Source organism: Ornithinimicrobium pulveris (assembly GCF_050261105.1).
Classification (GTDB): domain Bacteria; phylum Actinomycetota; class Actinomycetes; order Actinomycetales; family Dermatophilaceae; genus Ornithinicoccus.
Genome location: NZ_CP189837.1, coordinates 2,990,108 through 3,011,410, shown reverse-complemented (window position 1 = coordinate 3,011,410; position 21,303 = coordinate 2,990,108). Strand labels below are relative to the sequence as shown.

Annotated in this window: 20 protein-coding genes; 8 read left to right on the top strand and 12 right to left on the bottom strand. The window is 69.6% G+C overall.

The window, feature by feature from the left end; translation table 11 throughout:
* The first annotated feature begins 59 nt into the window (after positions 1-59).
* Genes ACQBAT_RS14110 through ACQBAT_RS14100 form a run of 3 tightly spaced genes read left to right on the top strand, consistent with a single transcriptional unit; the run spans position 60 to position 1,578 of the window.
* Positions 60-563: a hypothetical protein gene (locus tag ACQBAT_RS14110; RefSeq protein WP_420747944.1), complete on the top strand. Its 504-nt coding sequence runs from the start codon at positions 60-62 to the stop codon at positions 561-563.
* A complete protein-coding gene (gene pssD / locus ACQBAT_RS14105; protein WP_420747945.1) occupies positions 560-1,009 on the top strand; it encodes a PssD/Cps14F family polysaccharide biosynthesis glycosyltransferase in 450 nt (149 codons plus the stop codon). The genes ACQBAT_RS14110 and pssD overlap by 4 nt, the downstream gene beginning before the upstream one ends.
* The gene (locus ACQBAT_RS14100; RefSeq protein ID WP_420747946.1) at positions 1,006-1,578 is read left to right on the top strand and encodes a glycosyltransferase; all 573 of its coding nucleotides are present in this window, start codon (positions 1,006-1,008) and stop codon (positions 1,576-1,578) included. Before pssD ends, ACQBAT_RS14100 begins: the two co-directional genes overlap by 4 nt.
* A 60-nt stretch (positions 1,579-1,638) precedes the next feature.
* Here the strand turns inward: ACQBAT_RS14100 and ACQBAT_RS14095 are convergent, their stop codons facing one another.
* The 7 genes from ACQBAT_RS14095 to ACQBAT_RS14065 form a co-directional block, all read right to left on the bottom strand.
* Positions 1,639-2,847, bottom strand: coding sequence for a hypothetical protein (locus ACQBAT_RS14095; protein WP_420747947.1), 1,209 nt, complete (start codon positions 2,845-2,847; stop codon positions 1,639-1,641).
* A 2-nt stretch (positions 2,848-2,849) separates the two neighbouring features.
* Positions 2,850-4,046, bottom strand: a complete 1,197-nt coding sequence (locus tag ACQBAT_RS14090; RefSeq protein ID WP_420747948.1) for a pyridoxal phosphate-dependent aminotransferase — start codon at positions 4,044-4,046, stop codon at positions 2,850-2,852.
* Positions 4,043-4,945: a 2,3,4,5-tetrahydropyridine-2,6-dicarboxylate N-succinyltransferase gene (locus ACQBAT_RS14085; protein WP_420747949.1), complete on the bottom strand. Its 903-nt coding sequence runs from the start codon at positions 4,943-4,945 to the stop codon at positions 4,043-4,045. Before ACQBAT_RS14085 ends, ACQBAT_RS14090 begins: the two co-directional genes overlap by 4 nt.
* Positions 4,946-4,950: 5 nt before the next feature.
* Positions 4,951-5,991, bottom strand: a complete 1,041-nt coding sequence (gene dapA / locus ACQBAT_RS14080) for a 4-hydroxy-tetrahydrodipicolinate synthase (RefSeq protein WP_420747950.1) — start codon at positions 5,989-5,991, stop codon at positions 4,951-4,953.
* Positions 5,991-6,812: a 4-hydroxy-tetrahydrodipicolinate reductase gene (locus ACQBAT_RS14075; RefSeq protein ID WP_420747951.1), complete on the bottom strand. Its 822-nt coding sequence runs from the start codon at positions 6,810-6,812 to the stop codon at positions 5,991-5,993. Before ACQBAT_RS14075 ends, dapA begins: the two co-directional genes overlap by 1 nt.
* Positions 6,813-7,246: 434 nt before the next feature.
* Positions 7,247-7,906, bottom strand: a complete 660-nt coding sequence (locus tag ACQBAT_RS14070; protein ID WP_420747952.1) for a response regulator — start codon at positions 7,904-7,906, stop codon at positions 7,247-7,249.
* On the bottom strand, positions 7,906-9,171 hold the full coding sequence (locus ACQBAT_RS14065; protein ID WP_420747953.1) for a histidine kinase: 1,266 nt from the start codon (positions 9,169-9,171) through the stop codon (positions 7,906-7,908). Before ACQBAT_RS14065 ends, ACQBAT_RS14070 begins: the two co-directional genes overlap by 1 nt.
* Positions 9,172-9,514: 343 nt before the next feature.
* On the opposite strand from ACQBAT_RS14065, the gene ACQBAT_RS14060 reads away from it, so the two are divergent.
* Positions 9,515-10,258 carry an esterase family protein gene (locus ACQBAT_RS14060; protein ID WP_420747954.1) on the top strand — a complete coding sequence of 248 codons (744 nt, stop codon included), beginning with the start codon at positions 9,515-9,517 and terminating at the stop codon, positions 10,256-10,258.
* Positions 10,259-10,331: 73 nt separating this feature from the next.
* On the opposite strand, the gene ACQBAT_RS14055 is transcribed toward ACQBAT_RS14060, so the two are convergent.
* Positions 10,332-11,135, bottom strand: a complete 804-nt coding sequence (locus tag ACQBAT_RS14055; protein ID WP_420747955.1) for a DUF2690 domain-containing protein — start codon at positions 11,133-11,135, stop codon at positions 10,332-10,334.
* 253 nt (positions 11,136-11,388) lie between these two features.
* Between ACQBAT_RS14055 and ACQBAT_RS14050 the strand changes: the two genes are divergently transcribed.
* The 4 genes from ACQBAT_RS14050 (at position 11,389) to ACQBAT_RS14035 (ending at position 16,338) form a co-directional block, all read left to right on the top strand.
* Positions 11,389-12,915, top strand: a complete 1,527-nt coding sequence (locus tag ACQBAT_RS14050) for an asparagine synthase-related protein (protein WP_420747956.1) — start codon at positions 11,389-11,391, stop codon at positions 12,913-12,915.
* Between the two features lie 153 nt (positions 12,916-13,068).
* Positions 13,069-14,316: an IS256 family transposase gene (locus ACQBAT_RS14045; protein WP_420747957.1), complete on the top strand. Its 1,248-nt coding sequence runs from the start codon at positions 13,069-13,071 to the stop codon at positions 14,314-14,316.
* Positions 14,317-14,409: 93 nt separating this feature from the next.
* Positions 14,410-15,669, top strand: a complete 1,260-nt coding sequence (locus ACQBAT_RS14040; RefSeq protein ID WP_420747958.1) for an ATP-grasp domain-containing protein — start codon at positions 14,410-14,412, stop codon at positions 15,667-15,669.
* Between the two features lie 216 nt (positions 15,670-15,885).
* A complete protein-coding gene (locus tag ACQBAT_RS14035) occupies positions 15,886-16,338 on the top strand; it encodes a hypothetical protein (protein ID WP_420747959.1) in 453 nt (150 codons plus the stop codon).
* 52 nt (positions 16,339-16,390) lie between these two features.
* Here ACQBAT_RS14035 and ACQBAT_RS14030 read toward each other — a convergent pair whose 3' ends face one another.
* The 4 genes from ACQBAT_RS14030 to ACQBAT_RS14015 all read right to left on the bottom strand — a co-directional run bounded on the left by ACQBAT_RS14030 (position 16,391) and on the right by ACQBAT_RS14015 (position 21,163).
* Positions 16,391-16,930, bottom strand: coding sequence for a hypothetical protein (locus ACQBAT_RS14030; RefSeq protein WP_420747960.1), 540 nt, complete (start codon positions 16,928-16,930; stop codon positions 16,391-16,393).
* Between the two features lie 197 nt (positions 16,931-17,127).
* Entirely contained in the window at positions 17,128-18,429 is a 1,302-nt protein-coding gene (locus tag ACQBAT_RS14025; RefSeq protein WP_420747961.1) for a hypothetical protein, read from the bottom strand.
* A gap of 11 nt (positions 18,430-18,440) precedes the next feature.
* Positions 18,441-19,328, bottom strand: coding sequence for a UDP-phosphate glycosyltransferase (locus ACQBAT_RS14020; protein ID WP_420747962.1), 888 nt, complete (start codon positions 19,326-19,328; stop codon positions 18,441-18,443).
* Entirely contained in the window at positions 19,325-21,163 is a 1,839-nt protein-coding gene (locus ACQBAT_RS14015) for an SDR family NAD(P)-dependent oxidoreductase (RefSeq protein ID WP_420747963.1), read from the bottom strand. The genes ACQBAT_RS14020 and ACQBAT_RS14015 overlap by 4 nt, the downstream gene beginning before the upstream one ends.
* Between the last annotated feature and the right edge of the window lie 140 nt (positions 21,164-21,303).

Sequence of the window (21,303 nt, the reverse complement as noted above, 5' to 3'; positions counted from 1 at the left end):
CTCATCTGGGAAGAGCCGCCAACATGCGGACCGAGGCCAGGGTCGCGAACTCTCAAGCCGTGGCCCAGTCCGCCATCGACGACCTCGGGCTGTCGCTGACAGCCCCGGAGCTGTCGACCATGATCACCGTCCAGGTTCCCGCCGGCTCGGCAGTGGTCGACATCACCGCCGCCGCAGCTACCCCGGAGGAGGCCGTGGTGCTGGCGGATGCCGTCGCCCAGGCCTATGTCCACTACCGGGTGGACCGGTCCGGTCAGCTGCAGGCCGGAGCCGGAGGAGGCGGCGGGGACGAGCGGTCGGACCGGGCGATCGTGCTGAACGCCGCGACCGTGCCGGAGCGCGCAGCCGGACCGCCCGTGGTCGTCTATCCGGTGGCCGGTGCCGGGCTGATGCTGATCCTGGGTACCGCGCTGGCCCTCGTCCTCAAGCGTCGGGATCTCACCGAGGCGCTGGCGTTCGCGGACTCAGTGGACGGGCCGGACCGGAGTGATCGGGTAGCGGCCCACGAGCTGGGCCGACCGCGGCCCACCGCGCGCCCACTGGTCTCAGGAGGACGGGCATGAAGGTCATGCTGATCAGTTCACCGGGCGGCCACCTGGCTCAACTGCTCCCGCTGCGGGAAGCGCTGGAGGGTCACGAGGTGATCTGGGTGACCGCCGAGTCTCCGCACACCGCCGAACTGGCGGAGCGGGACCGGGTGGAGTACACCGCCTATCCCACGACCAGGCACGTGCCCAACGCGCTGCGCAACCTGGCCAAGGCTTCGCGCCTGCTGCGCGAGGACCGACCCGACGTCATCGTGTCGGCTGGTGCGGGGGTAGCCGCACCCTTCTTCCTCATCGCCTGGCAGCTGAAGATCCCTTCGGTCTACATCGAGGTCATCGACCGGATCTCGACGCGCACCCTCACGGGCGCGATGGTCTATCCCTTCGCCACGCGTTTCATCGTGCAGTGGCGCGAGCAGGCCCGGCTCTATCCAGGAGCCCTCGTGTCAGGAGCCTTGTTGTGACCAGCATCTTCGTGACCGTCGGCACCGACCATCACCCGTTCGACCGATTGACGGGCTGGATCGAGTGGTGGTCCCGGCAGCGTGGACTGGACCTCACCTTCCTGGTCCAGCACGGAGCATCCCTGCCGGTCCCGGGTGCGCGCAACCGCGTGAGCCTTCCGCTGCGAGAGCTGCAGGAGGCGCACAGACACTGCGATGTCGTGGTGGGGCAGGTGGGTCCGGGCACGATCGCCGACGCCAACGCTGCCGGCAAGCGCCCCCTCGTCGTGCCCCGCCGAGCGGCTCTCGGCGAGGTCGTGGACGACCATCAGGTCCTCTACGGGCAGTTGATGGCGCAGGAGGAGCGGGTCCACCTCGCCGAGGACCGGGGCTCCTTCGAGCGCATCCTGGACGAGCTGGTGGCCGATCCGGCGCTAGGCCGGGTCGACCCCTCGGCCTCGGACGCGGCCGCGGTCGCTGCCGAGGAGGTCATGGGCGTGGTCCACACCCTCGTCGCTGACCACCACCGGCTCCCACGCCTGCCGGACGTCGCGCGTCGCTGGGTGAGACTGCGTCGCGCCACCCGGTGAGTGCTCTGCCTTCACGTGGGGTTCGTCGACCGACGGCAAGACTGATGGAACGACCTCTGCTCAGGTGCCCAGCCAGACCTGCTCCGGCGCCGGGTGGGACAGGAAGTGAGTCATCGCCTGGGTCGACGCATAGGCCCCAGCCTGGCCGAAGACGACCACATCACCGGGCTGCACCTCAGCGGGCAGTTCGCCCGTCCCGACCCGATCCAGCGACGTGCACAGCGGCCCGGCCAACGTCGTGGGCACCAACGCACCACCGGACCCGTCGCCCCCCAGCACCCCCACCCCCGGCCGTAGGGCCAGGGTCGGGAACGACTGCCCGGTCAGCAGCGGCCGCAGCAGGTGGTTGATGCCGCCCTCGAGCATGACGAAGCGCTCGCCTCGCGACTCCTTGACCCGCACGACCCGCGCGCCGTACACCCCCGTCGGCGCCGACAACCACCGTCCAGGCTCGAGCAACAGCTCACCGGCGAACCAGGGGTGCTCCTCCAGGATCCGACCCAGCCCCGCGCCCAGGGTGCGGATGTCGAGGGAGGGCTCGGACACGGCATACCGGACACCGAGGCCGCCCCCGAGATCGATGAGGTCCAGCTCCCGCCCGAGCAGCGCCTGCAGCCGGGATCCGATCGCGAGCGTGGTGCGGTGGTTGGCCAGCAGCAGGCCCGCGTCCAGCTCGTTGCTGGCCGCGAAGACCTGCAGGCCGGTGATCTGCACCCGGTCATACCCCTGCGCCGCGGAGACGAACTCCTCGATCACCTCCTCATCCACTCCGAACGCGCTCGGCCCGCCGCCACCGATGATGGCAGCGCCCTCCGACACACCTGAGGCGGGATTGACCCGCACGCTGACCGGCAGCGGCCGCGGACCCGGGTGCAACTCGTGCAGCCGCGCGACGTCCTCGATGCCGTCCACCTGGATCCGCGCCCCGGCGAAGAGCGCCGCCTGCAGGTCGCGCGCCGACTTGGCCGGCCCGGCGACCACCATCCCCGACCCCGTGCCGCCCGCCGCGAGCACCGCGGAGACCTCGCCGGCCGAGGCGCAGTCGAACCACGCCCCCTCGGCCGCGAAGGTCTCCAGGAGGGGCTGGCCAGGGTTGGACTTCACGGCATACGCCAGACGGACGCGACCGGGTAACGCCGCCCGCAGCCTCCGGAAACGCTCCCGCGCCGCCGCCAGGTCGTAGGCGAAGAACGGCCCCGCCTGCCGGTCGGCCAGTTCGAGCAGCTCGGCCTCGGTGAAGGCGAACAGATCGGTCGTCGCAGCAGTCATGATCATCTCTCCCACCACGGCGCCAGGCGCCGCAGTCCTTCCTCGAGTTCGTCGAGCGGGCCGCCCAGGCTGACCCGCAGGTGGCCGCGACCGCGCGCCCCGAAGGCGCTGCCCGGCACGGTCGTCACCCCACCCTCGTCCCGCAGCCGCAGCGCGAACGCCTCGTCGTCGCCGGCACCCTCCGGCAAGGGCAGCCACAGATAGATCCCCGCGCGAGCAGAGCGTGTCCCCGGTGGCGACAAACCGGGTCCCCGGTCGGGGCAGATGGGGTCCCCGGTCGCGAGGTGCCAGCGGGTGCGGACGTGCTCGCGCGCCTCGGTCAGGACCTCGTCCGCCGCACCGAGGAGGGCGAGGGCGGCCTGCTGGGACGGGCGGGCGGGTGCGGTCGTCATCGCGTTGTGGACCAGGCGGGCGGGGGCGAGCAGCTCGGCCGGGCCGGCCGCCCACCCCACCCGCAGGCCGGGGGCACCGAACGCCTTGCTCGTCGAGCCGAGCACCACGCCCGCCTCGACGCCGGCCACCTCGTGCAGCCCGGCGGGTCGGGCGTCGACCCACAGTTCGCGGTACACCTCATCGCTCACCAGCACCGCGCCGACCCGCGCGCACGCCTCGGCGACGGCGGCCAGGGCACTGGGCGACGCGACGCCGCCCGTCGGGTTGGCAGGGTGGTTGAGCACCACCAGTCCCGTATGCCGTGTCCTCCCCAAGACCTCCACCAGCGCCTCGGCGTCGAGGTCACCGTTCGGGGCGAGGGGATAGGTGATGGGGTCGGCGCCGCACACCCGGGCGAGCTGGGGGTAGGTGACGAAGCCTGGGTCGGGGACCAGCACGGCCGAGCCGGGCTCGACGTGCGCCTGGAAGAGCGCGAAGAGCGCGGCCTGGCTGCCGGCAGTCACCATCACCTGGTCGGACGTCAGCCGCGCGCGGTCCGTGCGTGAACCCCAGGAGTGTGCGGAGGAGGTCGTCGAGCAGAAGGCCGCGACGGCTTCGACCAGGTCCGGCAGGCCGGTGTTGGGGCCGTACGGCAATCTGCCGTCTGCCTCCGCCACCCTCGTGAGCGCCTCGCGAGCAGCATCAGGAAGCGGCCAGCCCGGCTCGCCGAGCGCCAGGTTGATCGCGTCGGACGGAGCTCCCATCGAGGCACGCCTGATCGCCGACGGCCCGCCCCCGAAGGCGTCCGCCACGCGGGTGGCGGTCACCGCAACGCGTCCTCGAGCACAGTGGCGGCGTCGGTGGAGGCGTCACGGTACTTCACGATGACCGGCGCGTAGAGCGCGAGACCCAGCCGGTCGGCATACGGGCCGCGGGCGGGTCGGCTGCCGGGCACGACGACCGCACCCTCGGGCACCTCGCCCCGGTGCTCGGTCTCGTGCACGAGGTCGTAGATCGTGGTGGCCGCGGTGAGGGAGACGCCCGGAGCGAGGACAGCGCCGCGGCGGACGACGACGCCCTCGTAGAGCCCACTCTGCGCGCCGACGAAGACGTCGTCCTCGACCACGACGGGTCGGGCGCCGACCGGTTCGAGGACCCCGCCGAGCTGGACCGCGGTGGACAGGTGGACGCGTTCGCCGACCTGCGCGCAGGAGCCGACCAGGACGTGGCTGTCGACCATCGAGCCGGCGCCGACGTGGCCGCCGACGTTGACATAGCTGGGCGGCATGACGACCACCCCGGGTGCCAGGTGGGCGCCGCGGCGGACCGAGGTGCCGCCGGGGACGAGCCGGATCCCGTCCTCCGAGCTGATCCGGCGGGCCGGAACCAGGGACTTGTCGACGGCACCCCCGGGCCAGTCCAGCTCGACGTTCTCGCTGAGCCGGAAGGCGGCGAGGATGCCGTGCTTGACCCACGGGTGGGCCTGCCAGTCGCTGTCGGTCGACCGGGTCGCGGCGCGGGCCGAGCCGTCCTCGAGCGCGGTGAGCAGGTGCTCGACGCGCTCGCGGGCCTCGGCAGGATCTGCCGCGGCTGCGGCGGCGGGGTCGCTGAAAAAGGCCTCCAGCTCCACCAGACCACCGGCTCGTCGGACCGAGTCAGCAGCCGAGTGCTCCGCGGAGCACCCCTGATCGGTGCCGCTGCGGTCGCGCTGGTCATCGATAGCCATGCCCCTCATGACACCAGGGCCGCGGGGGAGGCGGGGATGGCGGGCATGCGCGTGGTGCTCGACCAGGTGCCGGTCGCCTGGCGCCGGGCGGCCTGGAGGTCGGCGAGGGCGGACTGCACGCCGGTCCAGGTGCCTGGCTCGGCCGGGCTGAGCGGCAGGCGGACGCTGGCACTGGTCAGCCCGAGGCAGGCGAGCGCGGCCTTGACCGGGACCGGGTTGGTCTCGGCGAAGAGCGCAGCCATCAGCGGCGCGAGCAACGCGAAGCGCTCGCGGGCGGTGTCCATCTCACCAGCGCGTGCGGCGGCCACGAGCTCGGCGGTCTCGACGGGTGCAACATTGGCGCAGACCGAGACCAGCCCTTGGGCACCGACCGCGATCGAGGCGAGGGCCAGGTCGTCGTCGCCGGCCAGGATCGCCCGACCCGCGGGAGCCTGCTGGCACAACTGGGCGATCTGACGCAGGTCGCCCGAGCTCTCCTTGAGCGCGACGACTTGGTCGACGGCCCAGATCTGCCGCATGGCCGTCGGGGTCAGCGAGCAGCCGGTCCGGCCGGGCACGTTGTAGGCGATGATCGGCAGCCCCGGGGCAGCATCGGCGACGGCGGAGTAGTGCGCGACCAGCCCGCTGACCTGCGGCTTGTTGTAGTAGGGCGTCACGACGAGCAGGCCGTCGGCACCGGCGGCGGCCGCCTGGGCGGCCAGCTCGCAGGTGCGCTCGGTGTCGTTGTGACCGATGCCGACCACCACGGGCAGCGGCGTGCTTCGGCCGGCGTCGCGGGTGGGCTGCCGAGTGAGCTCGACGGCCTGGCGGATCAGCGCGTGGCGCTCGACGTCGGTGACGGTCGCGGCCTCTCCGGTGGAGCCGAGCACGACGAGATAGTCCACGCCTCGTCCGTCGGCGAGCACGTGCCGGATGAGCCGCTCGTAGGCGGCGTGGTCGACCTGCGGCTTTCGCACCTGACCGTCCGCGCTGCTGCCGGAGCTGAACGGAGTCGCGAGGGCGACGCCCAGTCCGGTGAACGGGGTGGCGGTCAGGGTGCTGGTCATCAGGCCGACCTTTCGTGAGGGGTGTTCTCGTGTGGGCTGTCCCCGCGCGAGGGGTTCTCGAGGGGGTGGGTGGTGCTGGATCCGGGGGTAGAACGGGTGGAGGAGGGGTGTGTGGCCGCGGGGCACGGCGCCAGCTCGGGCAGCAAGTCCGCTGCGAGGTCGTCGAGTCCATAGCGCCCCGGGGGCTGCGTCACCAGCCACCGGGCTGCGGCGAGCGCACCGTCAGCGAACAGGCCGCGGTCGTGGGCGCTGTGCCGGATCGAGATGGTCTCCAGCGGCGACGAGGCGATCACCGCGTGCTCACCGACCACCGAGCCCAACCGCAGGCTGGTGGTCTGCACCTCGGTCGCCTCGCGCCCGGCACCGGAAGCCAGCGCCTCCCGCAGGGTCAGGGCGGTGCCGCTGGGGGAGTCGACCTTGTGGCGGTGGTGCGTCTCGGTGACCGCGAGGTCGACCATGGGCCGGCCCGCGCCGGGTGCTGTTGCTGCGGCATACCTGCCGAGCAGGTGGGCCAGGTGGCGGACCACGGCGACGCCGAGCGAGAAGTTGGGGGCGACCAAGACCGGGACGTCCGGCGCTGCGACGAGCGCCACGTCCCACCCGGTCGTGCCGATCACCAAGGGAATGCCGGTGTCCTCGGCCCACGTGAGGTGCCCGGCGACGGCGTCGGGGTGGCTGACGTCGATGGCGACTTCGACGGGTTGCGCCGGTGGGGTGCCGCGGCCGATCGCCCACCCGATCTCCAGGTCCTCGGTGGACGCGGCAGCGTCCCGGATCGCCGTGCCGAGGCGTCCGGTCCCGAGGAGTCCGAGGGTGAGCATTGGTCGAGTATGGAGTGTCTCCAGCCACCTCGACAACGCACGTTTTCGCAGGTCAGAGTATGTTTACGGTCAAGGGTCCCGGCGCCGGAGGATCGTCCCGTCGGTGGAGCAGATCGCGGTCATTTCGTCCCGTGGGGGACCGCAAAGTTGAGACGGCGCGGTTCGTGCGCGAGGGGCAGCTTCTCGAAGCTCCCCGCTGCCTGATGTGCGCATCCGGCTGTGCAGAATCCGCGCCCAGGCACCCGACACGCAACACCAGATGTGAACAGTGCAGGACACGCCGGGCGGGTGGTGGCGCGAGGGTTGGGCGGGGCGGGTGGTGGCGCGAGGGTCTGCCGGGGATGCAGCGAAGGTCGGCCGCGGGGGAGTGGCGCGAAGGTCGGCCGCGGGGGGAGTGGCGCGAAGGTCGGCCAGGGAGCGGGGCGCAGCGCGGGTCAGCGGGCGAGGCCGGCGCGCCAGGCGATGGCGACGAGCTGGGAGCGCTCGTGCGAGCCGGTCTTCATCAGCAACCGGGAGATGTGGGTCTTGACCGTCGATTCGGAGACGTACAGCATCCCGGCGAGCTCGGTGTTGGTCGGGGCGTCGATCATCAGGGTGAGGACCTCGAGCTCGCGCTTGCTGAGGATCGAGAGGTCGATGTGTCCCGACTCGTCCACATCGAGGGTGCTGCGCAGGGTGTCGATGACCTTGCCCGCCACGGACGCATCGATCCACGAGCCGCCGTCCGCGACCTGGCGCACGGCCCGGGCTAGGGAGGACGGCGCGGCATGCTTGAGCATGTAGCCCGATGCCCCGGCCCGCAGCGCCCCGTAGAGCGCGTCGTCGTGGTCGAAGGTGGTCAGCACCAGCACCGCGGTGAGGCAGTCGTCGTCCCGCGCTTCCGCGATGCGTCGGGTGGCTTCGATGCCGTCGGTGCCTGGCATCCGGATGTCCATGATCACGACATCGGGGGTGTGCTCCGCGACCAGGGCGCAGGCTTCCTCGCCGTCCGCCGCCAGCCCGATCACCTCGATGTCGGCCTCGGCGCGCAGCAGCATCTGCATGCCTTCGCGCACCTCGCGCTGGTCGTCGGCGATGACTACCCGCACGGTCATCAGGAGGTCTTCCGATCAGGACGGGAGGGCAGCAGGGCAGTGGTGACGAACTCATCGCCCTCCCAGCCGGACTCGAACCGGCCACCGGCCAGCTCGACGCGCTCGCGCAGGCCGCGCAGGCCGGTGCCGCCGTTGGGGGTGGCGGGGCCGTCGGAGCGCGCCTCATGGCCAGGGCGGCTGCGCACCTGGACCTGCACGCCCTCGTCTACCCAGGACTCGTCGACATCGACCACGGTCCCCCGTCCGCCGTGCTTGAGGGCGTTGGTCAAGGATTCCTGCACGACCCGGTATGCCGCAGCTCCGACCGAGGGGTCCAACTCACCGATGTGGCCGGACCGGTGGAGGTCGACGATCAGCCCGCTGCGACGGGGAGTGTCCAGGAGGGAGTCGAGCGCGTCCAGGCCGGGACCGAAGCTGGCCTGCCGGTGCCCGTTCTGGCTGGCGTCGCCCTCGTCGGTGCTCGCCTCGTCGCCGCGCAGGGTCTCCAGGAGCCGGTGCAGCTCACGCATGCTCTGCTCACCGGTGGCCTCGATGCTGCTCAACGAGTCGACCACCCAGCCCAGGCGCTCGTCCTGCGGGCCGGAGTCCGCCACGGTGCGCGCGGTCGCGCGAGCGCCTGCGGCCTGCATCATCATCGCGCTCACCGAGTGCGCCACGATGTCGTGCAGCTCACGAGAGATCCGGGAGCGCTCGGCGCGGGCCACCTCCTCGGCCTGGGTGTCCAGCTGGGTGCGCAGTTCTTCGGCGCGCTTGGCGTGCTGGCGTTCGCGACGGGCGATCGACCAGACCATGAGGACGGCGCCGGTGAAGAAGGCCCCGGGGAAGAGCATCGATATCGGTGTCGGGTCCGGAGTGAAACGGTAGACCGACACCAGGTTGGTCACCACCGTGATCAGGCCGATGGCCAGCGCCAGCCGAGCCAGCGGAGACGGCAGCCAGCGTGCTGCGGCATACAGGGCGACCATCGGGCTGACGAAAGGTTGCGCCTCGAAGACCACGAAGGGGATGGCGGCGGTGAGCGCCACCACGATGATGAGCACCGGCAGCGGATAGCGGCGTCGCAGCAGGAGGGGGCTGGCCAAGACGGCCACCGCCGCGACGAGCACCCAGGTGGGGAGCACGCTGCCGTCGTAGGCGTGCATCTCCCCGAGCCCGACGCCGGACAGGACGAGGTCGCAGACGAAGGCGACGATGGTGAAACCGATGGTGCGGAGGGGTCGACCGGGCCGAACCGGACGCTGCTCACGCTGCGCCGTCTGTCTCACATGACCCTCCCTTGGGACTCCGGCCCGTTTGAACGAGCAGCCAAAACTACCTCGAAAGGGCTGTGCTCGTCCCTGTCGCCCCCTGCAGCGACAGGGACGAGCACACGCAGCCGCAGGAGGTGCCGCGATCCTCCCTGTTGGACCACGGGCGTCCACCATGCCGTCGGTGTCGGGACGGGCCGGCCAGAGGCCGGGCGCTCCCGTTGCCACCGTCCGCGCACCTCGGACATGGCTTGCTGCTGCTTGTGCTCTAGTCTTCCGTGCGCGCGCGAAAGTCCGCGTCATTCTCTGGACGGATTTCCGCACGGTCTGGTCGGCCGTTCGGCTGTGGCAGGCTTAGCCCATGGAGCGGGCCCACCTCGATCTGGACACCCTCGGCACCGGACGGGGAGCGGTGATCCGCTACGGCCACTGGGGTCGGCCGTTGCTGGTCTTTCCCTCCGAGGCCGGCCGGGCCTGGGACTTCGAGAACAACGGGATGATCGACGCGATCGCCGACCTCATCGAGGGCGGTCGGGTCAAGGTCTACTGCGTCGACTCCCTGGACCACCTGACCTGGTCCGACAACAGCCTGCCGACGGAGCACCGCGCGCGGCGACATGCGGCATACGAGGGCTGGGTCCTGGACACCGTGGTCTCGTTGATCGACCGCGACTCGCCCGGTCACAGCGGTGTCGTGGCGACCGGCTGCAGCATGGGCGCATATCACGCGGTGAACCTGGCGCTGAAGCGGCCGGACGTGGTCAAGGTGGGGATCGGGATGTCCGGCAGCTATGACCCGACCTCCTGGCACGGCTGGGGCGAGATCGGCGAGGCGACGTACTTCAACAACCCGACCGCCTACATACCCGGCATGGGTGGCGGACACCTGGAATGGGTGCGCTCGCACGCGGCCGTCGTGCTCGTCGCGGGGGAGGGGCCGTTCGAGGTGCACCCGACCCAGGCGCTGCCCAGCACCCGGCATCTCGGGCACCTGCTGGCGGAGAAGGGGATCCCGCACATCCTCGACATCTGGGGTCACGACAGCGCGCACGACTGGCCGTGGTGGCGCAAGCAGCTGGCGTATCACCTGCCGCGGTTCGTCTGAGGTTGCTGCGGGACAACGAGACGGGGTGCCGCCCCAGGCTGACGGCACCCCGTTCGTCTGACTCAGAGCCGGGTCACCGCCCGGGCCAGGAGGCCGGTGCCGGGCTCCAGCCGAGGAAGCGGTAGTCAGATCCAGATCCACCGGCCGGGTGGTTGACTACGCGGACCTTGCTCGCGGCCTCGACGAATGATCCGTCACCGCGAGAGATCATCACGTGGCCATATCCACCGTCCCAACTGTTGCGGGTGAACACGAGAGCACCCTTGGGGATGTTGGTGGTGGTGTACTTCATCGTCCCTGCCGCCTTGAGCGCCTCGAAGGCTGCCAGGGCGGAGGGGTAGCGCCCAGAGGTGCCGTAGGCGTTCTCCACGAAGCGCTGGCAGAAGCCGGCGTACTCCGTGCTACCGATCTTGGAGTTGGCCCAGTCCACAGCCCGCGTCTCTCGGGTCCTGGTGTCCGTCACCTTCCAGGTGCAGCCGTTGGAGCAGGTCGCAGTCGTGACCTGGGTTCCGATCTGGATCACGCCGGTGTAGCCGGTGGTGCCTGGGGCGTAGGACTGGAAGCTGAACGAGGTGGCGGCGGTGTCGGTTTCCTTCTGGGTCCAGGCCTTGCCATCGGCCCTGCCGTACTTCGTGGTCTTCTGGTTGACGCCGGAGTAGCGCACCCAGTTGGTGCCGCACTTGGCGGACACCATGATGGACACCGTTCCCCCGCTCACGGCCTTAGAGCTGATGGACTTTCCATCTGCGGTGCAGCCGGTTCTGTACGGGTCGGTGTTCTCATGAGATGCGGCGGCCGAAGCCGACGTAGACATGACGGTGAGCTGTCCCACGGTCATCAGCAGCGCCACCAGGGCAGCGAAGAACTGCTTGCGCATCTTGGGGGTTCCCTTCGGGAAGGTGGTCCGCTCAATCGGCGGTCCGGGTGAGGGGAGTATGGAGCCGGGGAGGTTCCGCGCGGGGGTTCTGAAGGCCCAGATCCGAATCCACTGCGACACAAGTGAGACATAACGCTCTGGGCCCGCCGATCCGCTTCGGGCGTCTGCCGCGATCCGACTGGCGACTCATGAATCTTTCATGAAGGTTTGCCTAAGGTTCTACCGACGCCAGCCATATTCAGGAGGGGCATCGATGACCGCGTTGGCCAGTTCGTATGGGGAGTACGAGCACCTGCTCTTCGACCGCGGGTACCTCCTCAGTCGGTACCAGGACGGTGAACCTGTCATCCTTCAGCGGCTCGGCTGGGAGAACGTGCGACTGGGGGAATGGACGCTCGCGCACTCACGGCGTATCGACCTTGCCCAGGTGGAGCGCGGCGGTGCCAGGTTGGTTCTTCTTGGTTGGGGGTGCTCGGTTGAGATCGATTCGGTGGACGGTCAGGAGATCGCACACTGGCTGGCTGATGCGGACCAAGATGATGAGTTCCAGCGCCGCGTGAACAGCCTCATCGGACGATTCGCGGTGTTGCGCTTGGGACCTGAGGGAGTCCGTGTCCAGCAGGATGGGTTGGGCCTGAGGGGCGTGTATTACAGCGCTGCGCAGTACCCAACTGTCGTGGGATCGCACGCGCATTTGGTGGGTGAGGTCATCGGGACCCCGCCCAGCGCCTGGGCACGACCCACCTTCACCAAGGAAACGAACCTCCGGTCGGCGCCCGGACGCCAGACAACGAGAAATGGCGTGCTGGCGTTGACCCCCAATACGGAGCTGGATCTCTCCAGTCGAGCGCTTCAGCGGATCCTCCCGGTCGAGCAGCGCGTCGAGGCGGGGAGAATGCCCGAAGTGATGACGCAGATTCGTGAGATCGTCGAGCGAGGCATCGATCTGCTCGCCGCCGGTCCGCGCCCGCTGGTGATCTCCCTTTCGGCCGGGATCGACTCCCGGTTGACTCTGGCTCTGGCGCGGCGCAACGTCCAGCGCATCACGTGGTTCACGTACGAGTTGGCATACCAGGCACCGACGTCCGCCTCGGAGCACGATGCGACAACCGGTGAATGGCTGGCCGAGAACCTCGGCCTACACCATCGACCGATCACCATCAACTCACCGGAGGTGCCAGTTGATTTTTCGGCCGTGCTCATGGCCAACCGTTTTCGCGCCCACTCTGTGGCATTGGCGCATGCTTACCTCAAGAAGCTCCCCACGGATGCGCTTCATCTCAGGTCGAGCGGCTACGGCATCTCCGGTGCCTTCTACTTGACCCACGGCTTCCCGAACGATGAGGTGGATCCTCAGTACCGGATGCACCTGGCCTCGTTCCTGAAGTGCACCGATCCGCACGTACACGACGCCTTCGTAGACCTCTCGGACGCAACATCATTCGATGCGATCAAAACTCATGGCTATGACCCGCTCGACTTCCAGCGCTGGGAGTACCGCGAGGGCGTCTGGTTGCAAAGCACCCTCCAGGAGAGCGACCCCTCCAGCGAGACTGGCATCCTCTTCGGGTCTCGACAGATCTTGACGAAGTTGCTCTCGCTGCCCTTCCAGGACAGAGCCACGTATCGACACTTCATCTGGCTCCTGCAGGAAGCATGGCCAGAACTCCTGGACATCCCGATCAACGGTCGCGACTACTCGGCGATCGAGTTGAGTGACCTGAGTTGGAGCCCTGGCGACGTGGTGCAGCGCGAGCGGCCGCCTCTGCTCAGTTTCTGATCAGCAAAGTCTGTGCGTCTGCAGTTGAGTCCCGCATAGTGGTGTAGCGCGGTAGCTGAGGTCGTCGTCTCCGGCGTGTGTGCCGGACGAGGACGCGGCCACCGCGTGATCCTTCGAGTGAACCTCTCACAGCACCCTCGAACGGAACTCGCGATGACCGCTCCCCACATTGTCGACCCTGCTGGCCTGCTCGGCGAAGCCCTGGCCGAAGCGTCACCGGATCTGATGCGCCACCTGTTGCAGTCGATCATCAACAGCCTGCTGTCCGCGGACGCTGACGCCGTGGTCGGCGCCGAGTACGGCCGGCCCACCCCCGACCGGATCGCTCAGCGCAACGGCTACCGGCACCGGCCCCTGGACACCCGCGTCGGCACCATCGATGTCGCGGTCCCCAAGCTGCGCAAGGGCACCTACTTCCCCGAGTGGCTGCTCGAGCGGCGCAAGCGGGCCGAGTCCGCGCTGATCACGGTCGTGGCCGACTGCTACCTGGCCGGGGTCTCAACCAGGCGCATGGACAAGCTGGTCAAGACCCTGGGCATCGACTCGCTGTCCAAGTCCCAGGTCTCCCGGATGGCCACCGACCTGGACCAGCTCGTCGAGGAGTTCCGCCACCGCCCCCTGGACCAGGCAGGCCCGTTCACGTTCGTGGCCGCCGACGCCCTGACGATGAAGGTCCGCGAGGGCGGGCGCGTCATCAACGCCGTCGTCCTGCTCGCGACCGGGGTCAACGGTGACGGGCACCGCGAGGTCCTCGGCACCCGCGTCGCGACCAGTGAGACCGGCGCCGCGTGGAACGAGTTCTTCGCCGACCTGGTCGCCCGCGGCCTGTCCGGGGTGCGGCTGGTGACCTCCGACGCGCACGCCGGGCTCGTCGAAGCGATCGCGGCCAACCTGCCCGGCGCGTCCTGGCAGCGGTGCCGTACCCACTACTCGGCCAACCTGATGTCGGTGACGCCGAAGTCGATGTGGCCGGCCGTCAAGGCGATGCTGCACAGCGTGTACGACCAGCCCGACGCCCCGGCCGTGCACGCCCAGTTCGACCGGCTCATCGACTACGTCACTGACAAGCTGCCCGCCGTCGCCGAGCACCTCGCCGGTGCCCGCGAGGACATCCTGGCGTTCACCGCCTTCCCCAAGGACGTGTGGACCCAGATCTGGTCGAACAACCCTGCCGAGCGCCTCAACAAGGAGATCCGCCGCCGCACCGACGCCGTGGGCATCTTCCCCAACCGCGACGCGATCGTCCGCCTCGTCGGCGCCGTCCTGGCCGAACAGACCGACGAATGGGCCGAAGGACGCCGCTACCTCGGACTCGAGGTCCTGGCCCGCTGCCGCAGCACCATCGTGCCCAGCACCGAACCTGAGATCGGAGCTGATGCCCTACCCGCGCTAACCGCCTGACAACCCCTGTCGAAGGAGCACAGCGCTACACCACTACCCGGGACTTGACCGCGTCTGCTGACGTGAGCGACCCACTGGGCTAACGTTTCCGCCATGGCTAGCGACGTGCGCAACCACTTGATCGGACTGCTCCTCGGTGCGGAGGAGGACTGGCCCCGCGCCTTCGAGTCGATCTTGCGGATGGTGGGTCCCCTTGAGGTGGATGGCAAGACGCACACGATGGAGAGCGAACGGGTGCGCATCCACCCCTTCGACCTGACCGACCCGGTGCGCCACGGGCTGGTCATCGACCGCCTCGCCTACTGGTACTACCACCCGCGCGAGTGGCTCAAGAAGGCCGCTCTGATGAACGACACCTACTTGCTGAACAGCCCGTTCACCTTCCAGGCCATGGAGAAGCACTCGGCCTACGTGGCGATGCTGCGCCTGGGCATGAAGATCCCCAAGACGGTCCTCGTGCCTTACAAGAACCCGGTCGACAACGTGCGCTGGGCCTACACCTCGGCTCACTACAACGACCCGTTCGACCTCGAGGCCATCGCCGAGGATGTCGGCTACCCGCTCTACATGAAGCCGTTCGATGGTGGCGGCTGGCGCGGCGTGTCCCGGGTGGACGACGTCGACGGCCTGCACCGGTCCTACGACGATTCGGGCAACATGCTGATGCATCTGCAGGCGACGGTGGACTACGACCACTTCGCTCGCGCCTTGTCGATCGGTCCGGAGACCATGGTCATGGACTTCCGCCCCGGCGAACCCATGCACTCCCGGTATGCCGTCACCCACGACTTCCTGTCCCCGCAGGCCGGGTGGGAGGCAGAGACGGTCTCCAAGGTGGTCAACGCGTTCTTCGGTTGGGAGTTCAACTCCTGCGAGATGTTGGTCAAGGGCGACGACGTGCACCCCATCGACTACGCGAACGCGTGCCCGGACGTCGCGGTCACCTCGCTGCACTACTACTTCCCGTGGGCGATCACCGCTCTGGTGCGGTGGTCGGCCTACTGCCTCGCCACCGGACGCAAGGCCTTCATCGGCGTGCGCTCGCCGCGTGCCTACTTCGACATCGCGGACAACCAGGACATGTCCTACCTGGAGAAGATGCAGGCGTACCGCAAGTTGGCTGACGAAGAGTTCGAGGCGGACCGCTACTGGGACTGGACCGAGAAGCACCTCGGGCACCTGCCGGAGCGGGTGCACGAGTGGGTGGGGTCGAAGGACTTCGACAAGCTGCTCATCGACACGGTGAAGGCGACCTACCCCGAGCACGAGCACGAGCAGTTCCTTGCGCACTTCCGCGGCCTGACCGGTCTGTGGGTCGAGGACCAGTCGGCCCAGCGCGCTTCTCAGGGCTGAGGGGGCGTGGCAACTCCACGCAACGCGTCGAGTCGGCTTCAGGACTTGCGGACCCAGCTGTGGCATTTCCGTCAGGGCGGCTTAGGTCAGTGGAGGCGGCATCGGGCACGACGCCGCATTCGCAGCCTCCCGCCCCCTCTAGCCGCAGTCACGGCATCCCCGACAGCGATCCCCGCGTGGGAGATACCGGATCGACGACCGCGGCGATCGTTACGGGTGGGCATCGTCGCGGACGAGTTCACTCGTCTGTGCCTGCAGTTTGAATGGGACCAGCTTGAACTAGACCGGAAGAGCTGGCGTGAGCAACTGGCAGAGCAACCGATCGAGCTGCTCTTCGTCGAGTCGGCGTGGAACGGCAACTCGGGTTCGTGGAAGTACGCGCTCACCGGGTCGAAGGCCCCGTGGCCAGAGCTGGTCGACTTGGTGGCGCATTGCCGTGAGCAGGGCATCCCGACGGTTTTCTGGAACAAGGAAGACCCAGTCCATTTCGAGGACTTCCTCGACAGCGCCGCCCTTTTCGAGTACGTCCTGACGACCGAGGCCGACCTGATCCCCGATTACGTTGCTCGGCTCGGGCACGACCGCGTCGCTGCCATGCCGTTTGCCGCGGCGTCATGGATCCACAACCCTGTACGTCTGCGCGCTGGGGCCTCACGGGACATCGCGTGAACTATCGCCTCGTGGACCTCCGGTTTACCAGGATTCAAATCCGCAAACTCTTTCAGCTCCGATCGCGCGGCTGGGCGCCGAGGATCTCCAGCGGCACCCCGAGTTCCTCGGCCAGCGGCGCCAGCAGCACCAAGCGCGCCCCGGTGCCTACTATCCGCAGACGTGCGTCGATCCCGGCCGCACGCACCCTGGCCAGGGCGCGCACCGAGGTGGTGAGATCCTGCGCCCGACCGGCGGTGCCGACATACACAATGTGCAGTTCACCTGGGTGCGCCGGAGCGTTGTCCGCGTCCGGTGCGAGAGTGCCGGTCGACCCGTTGAGCGCGGACGCGCTGACCGTCGCGACCTCGTCCACCGACCCCACGCCCGGCACCGGGTGGTGCGCGTTGCGCACGGTCGCGACCTTCTCCATCCCGCGGCGCCGCAGGACCTCGGTGAAGCTGTCCGTGGTGGTGACCACCAGCGCCGCCCGGCGCTGGACAAAGGTGACGGCCCGGGCGGCGGCCGCGACGGCATACCAGCGGATCTGTTGCTTGGGTGAGCGCCCGGGGTTGCGGGCGTCGGAGGCCAGGTCGGGCCAGGCGTCGCGCATCTCGAGTACGAGCGGCCTGCGCAGCAGCAGCGCGGTCGCCGGGGAGCAGGTGGCGGTGTGGGTAGTGCGGGGGCGGGGCGATCACGTGCACGTGGTGCCCCTGGCGCCGGAAGTCACGCACGAGGGCCGACCACCGCAACTGTGGGGGGCCGACCTCGGGCGGGTAGTAGTGCGTGAGCAGCAGGATCCGCATCTCGTTAGATGACGCCCCCCGCAGGGAATCGGGCGCCCGGGACAGCGCTGGTGAGTGAACCGTCAGTCTCCGACGGCGGGTCCGTCGGGTCGGGCTCGGGGTCTGTCGGCGCCGGGATGTCCGGCGGATCGGTCGGTGACGGCGTCGGGCTGGGAGTCGGCGTCGGCGTGGGCGACGGGGGAGGCGTCCACGGCGGCGGGGTCCACGGCGGCGGCGTGTAGGTGGGTTGGGGGTTGTACGGCGGCTGCGGGTTGTAGGGCGGCTGGTAGCCCGGGTCGACAGGTGCGGGCTCGATCGGCGCAGGCTCCACCGGCGCCGGCTCGACCGGAGCCGGCTCAGGCTCGACGGCGGGCGGGTCCACCGCGGGCGGCGGCTCGGCCTGCGGCTCCGCCTCGACCACCGGGATCTCGATCTGGCCGAGCAGGTCCTCCTGGACGATCTGCGCCCAGCGCTGGCCACCGAAGATGTTGACGCTCAGCGGGTCTCGGGTGGAGACCGTCGCCTCGACGATGCCCTCGTCGGCGAAGATCTGCGCCACGTCGATGATGTTGACCCGCCGCGTCTTGGCCCACTCCCGTGCGGCCTCATCCGTGGGCTCGCCGCCATCCATCCGCGGCGGCTGCACGATGACCCACAGCTCGGTCTCGGGGAAGGTGCTGCGGATCGCGCGCTGCAGCTCGGTCAGCTCACCCGGCAGGTCCTCGGGGGTGTTGGACCGCCCGTAGTTGAGGATGATCGCGTCCGGCTCCTCGGGCACCAGCAGGTCCAGCCGCGGCCGCGCGTAGTCCGGCGTCGCGCCGACCAGGCTGGCGTTGTAGAGGTCGATCGTCGCCTCCGCGTCCCCGAGGCTGACCACCGGCCCGTATGCCGTGGGGTCGTCCGGGGAGGGCGAGCGCAGGTCCACGGTGCGCTCGTTGGAAAGCATCCGCCACCAGGCACCGACCCAGTCGTTCTCGTGCGTCCCGGTCTGGTCGCCCAGCACCGCGATCGTGAGATCGTCACCCTCCTCGAAGCGCTCCATCACGCTGACCGGCTCCGGGGTCTCGGTCGGGCGGGGGGAGGAGGTGACGGCCGGGGCCTGCGTGGTGGCCTGCGCGGTGTCGGTGGGCGGGGGAGCGGTGGTGGCCACCGCGTCGTCGAGATCGGCCTCCAGGGGGTCGCTGACCACGGAGTCCAACGGCTCCCACTCGCCGCGGATGGTGTCCCACCAGCCGGAGAAGCCGCGCTGGGAGATGCCGATCGCGACGACGGTGACCAGCAGGACGTTGGCGAGGATGACCACCACGCCGAGTCCTGTCGATTTCAACCGAGATCCCGTCACAACATTCCATTCTGCCGCACGATCGCCACGGCGAGCGTCCCGCACGCCAGCGCGGCGAAGGCCCACAGCGAGGCGACGGAGACATGTCCCCAGCCCGAACGGCGGGAGAGACGCTGGTAGAGGTGCTCGCGGTGGGCCTCGGTGAGACGTTCGCCACGTCGCGCGCGTCGCAGCAGCGTGAAGCCGGTGTCGGCCAGATACGGCACGAGCGGGGCGAGCACCAAGGCAGGGTGGGCGCCCGCGGACTGCTCGAGGAGGAGGGCCATCGCCGCGAGGCCGCCGAAGAGATAGCTGCCGCTGTCACCGAGGAACATCCGGGCCTTCGGGACGTTCCAGGGCAGGAAGCCCAGGGCGCCGCCGACGGTCAGCGCCGCGAGCAGCGCCGCGCCGCTGGTCGAGCCGGTGGCCACCACCAGGCCCCAGGCCGCCATGGTCAGCGCGGTGATGCCGTTGATGCCGTCCATGAAGTTGACCGCGTTGACCAGCACTGGCACCGCGATCGCGCCGATCAGCGCGGTCAGCCAGTCACCCAGCAGCGAGCCGACGGCGGCGCCGATCAGGGCCTGACCGACGAAGCGGCTCAGCGGCCCGATGTCGGTCAGATCCGCCGAAAGTCCGAGCGCGGAGAGAAGCACGCAGCCGGCCACGGCGACCCAGGGGACGGACACGGCATACGGGAGCAGGTCGGTGACCAGGGCGACGAGCAGGACCCCGCCGAGCACCGCCAGACCGCCGCCGCGCAGGGTGGGCCGGTGGTGGGAGGAGCGGTGGTTGGGGACGTCGACGACCTGAAAACGACGCAGGAGCATCAGCACGAGCGGGGCGAGGAGGCAGGTCGCGACCGCCGCGCCGGCGCCCACGGCCAGCAGACCGGGAGCGCTCATGCGTCCTGGGACTGGTCCGCGGGGTCGAGCCGGTGCTCGATGGGCTGGGAGACCACATCGGCGCGCGAGCGCATCCAGGCGACCAGCTCGCCGGGGTGCTCGAAGACGTGGGGCAGCTCGTCCGGGGCCATCGGCGGCACCTGCACCGACTGGACCAGCTCGTGCGCGGTCGACACGCCCGGGTCGTCGCCGAAGAGGTCTTCGCTGAGTTTCTCGGACTGGCGCAGACCGGTGAACTCGACCTTGACGTCCTTGCGGCCGGACAGCTCGATGAGCGTCGTGGCCAGCGAGGCGATGCGGACCGGCGAGCCCATGTCGAGGACCAGGACGTCGCCGTCGGAGCCCATCGACGCGGCCTGCATGACCAGCTCGCAGGCCTCGGGGATGAGCATGAAGTAGCGCTGCACGTCCTCGTGGGTCAGGGTGACCGGTCCGCCGCGTCGAATCTGCTCGGTGAAGGTGGGCACCACCGAGCCGCGGGAGCCCAGCACGTTGCCGAAGCGGACGGAAACGTAGCGACCGGGCTGGGTGTAGGCATACCAGGACGTGAGCCGCTCAGCGATCCGCTTGGTGTAGCCGAGCACGGCAACCGGCTTGGCGGCCTTGTCGCTGGAGATGTTGATGAAGGTGCCGACCCCGCTGCGGGCGGCGGCGCGCAGCACGTTGAGCGTGCCGAGCACGTTGACCCGCCAGGCTTCCTGCGGAAAGGCCTCCAGCAGCGGCAGGTGCTTGAGGGCGGCGGCGTGGAAGACGACGTCGGGGCGGTGCCGGGCGAAGACCTCGTCCATCGCCTGCGGGTCGCGGATGTCGGCCAGGATCAGGTCGCCGTCGTCCATCAACGAGCGACCCTTGATCGACAGCTCGGTGCCGTGCAGGCCCGACTCGTCGCGGTCCATCATGAGCAGGCGGGCGGGGCGGAACTGGTGGATCTGGCGGCACAACTCGGAACCGATCGAGCCGCCCGCGCCGGTGACGAGGACGACCTTGCCGGTGATCTGGGCGGCGATGGCGGCCTGGTCCAGGCTGGTGGCGCGGCGACCGAGCAGGTCTTCGAGGTCGACATCGCGCAGGTCGGCCGCCCGAGGATCGGAGTGCATCATCCGGTCGACCGTGGGCAGCACCTTCATCGTCAGCCCGAGCTCGTGGGCCAGGTCGTTGAGCTCGCGCATCGTCTGCGCCGAGGCCGGGATGGCGACCGCCAGGTGCGTAGCGTCGTAGCGACGGGCGATCTTGCGCAAGGCGCCGAGGTCGCCGCGGACCGGGACGCCCTCGATCCGCAGCCGCCGCTTGCGCCTGTCGTCATCGAGGAAGGCGACCGGGCGGAAGGAGGCCTGGTCGTCCTCGAGCAGGTTGGCGACCAGTCGACGCCCGAGCACACCTGCGCCATAGACGATGACGGCGTGCTCGACCTCGCGGCGCGCGGCCTGTCGGCTGCGGGTGGCGCGGACCACCATCCGGGTGGCCAGCATGAGGACCAGGGCCATCGCGCCGGCGACGGCGGGGGTGGAGCGGGGCACGACGACCGGCTGCAGCCAGATCGCCCAGACGCCGAGAGCGAGGCTGGTGAGCACCGCCGCGCGCGCGACGGCGACCACTTCTTCGAAGGAGCCGCGGACGTGCCGGATCAGATAGGGCCCATAGATCAGGCCGATGAGGATGTGCAGCCCGCCAGCGACGCCGGCCACGATCCAGGTGTTGGTGACGAAGGCCCGGTCCAGGTCATAGGTGAAGCGCAACCAGACCGCGAAGATGACCGCGACCGCCCACATCGTGCCGTCGCCGAGGGCCCACAGGACACGGATGAACCAGTCGGGTAGGCGACGGGCCTTCGCCATGGGCGCACCTCGGGCAGCCGGGACAGGACAGACAGGACACTGAATGAGCACTTAACGGGCGTGAAGATCGTCCCACCAGTCACAGCGGGCACGCAACTTACTCCCTGGTTCGCCTCAGCGCAGCGCGACGCGCCGTATCT

Excerpts from the sequence above, each read along its gene's own strand:
- ACQBAT_RS14095 (WP_420747947.1), bottom strand. The coding sequence starts at position 2,847 with ATGACTGCTGCGACGACCGATCTGTTCGCCTTCACCGAGGCCGAGCTG.
- ACQBAT_RS14075 (WP_420747951.1), bottom strand. The coding sequence starts at position 6,812 with ATGCTCACCCTCGGACTCCTCGGGACCGGACGCCTCGGCACGGCGATC.
- ACQBAT_RS14055 (WP_420747955.1), bottom strand. The coding sequence starts at position 11,135 with ATGCGCAAGCAGTTCTTCGCTGCCCTGGTGGCGCTGCTGATGACCGTG.
- ACQBAT_RS14015 (WP_420747963.1), bottom strand. The coding sequence starts at position 21,163 with ATGGCGAAGGCCCGTCGCCTACCCGACTGGTTCATCCGTGTCCTGTGG.
- ACQBAT_RS14060 (WP_420747954.1), top strand. The coding sequence starts at position 9,515 with ATGGAGCGGGCCCACCTCGATCTGGACACCCTCGGCACCGGACGGGGA.
- ACQBAT_RS14020 (WP_420747962.1), bottom strand. The coding sequence starts at position 19,328 with ATGAGCGCTCCCGGTCTGCTGGCCGTGGGCGCCGGCGCGGCGGTCGCG.
- ACQBAT_RS14030 (WP_420747960.1), bottom strand. The coding sequence starts at position 16,930 with ATGCGCGACGCCTGGCCCGACCTGGCCTCCGACGCCCGCAACCCCGGG.
- ACQBAT_RS14050 (WP_420747956.1), top strand. The coding sequence starts at position 11,389 with ATGACCGCGTTGGCCAGTTCGTATGGGGAGTACGAGCACCTGCTCTTC.
- ACQBAT_RS14045 (WP_420747957.1), top strand. The coding sequence starts at position 13,069 with ATGACCGCTCCCCACATTGTCGACCCTGCTGGCCTGCTCGGCGAAGCC.
- dapA (WP_420747950.1), bottom strand. The coding sequence starts at position 5,991 with ATGACCAGCACCCTGACCGCCACCCCGTTCACCGGACTGGGCGTCGCC.
- ACQBAT_RS14040 (WP_420747958.1), top strand. The coding sequence starts at position 14,410 with ATGGCTAGCGACGTGCGCAACCACTTGATCGGACTGCTCCTCGGTGCG.
- ACQBAT_RS14070 (WP_420747952.1), bottom strand. The coding sequence starts at position 7,906 with ATGACCGTGCGGGTAGTCATCGCCGACGACCAGCGCGAGGTGCGCGAA.
- ACQBAT_RS14085 (WP_420747949.1), bottom strand. The coding sequence starts at position 4,945 with ATGGCTATCGATGACCAGCGCGACCGCAGCGGCACCGATCAGGGGTGC.
- pssD (WP_420747945.1), top strand. The coding sequence starts at position 560 with ATGAAGGTCATGCTGATCAGTTCACCGGGCGGCCACCTGGCTCAACTG.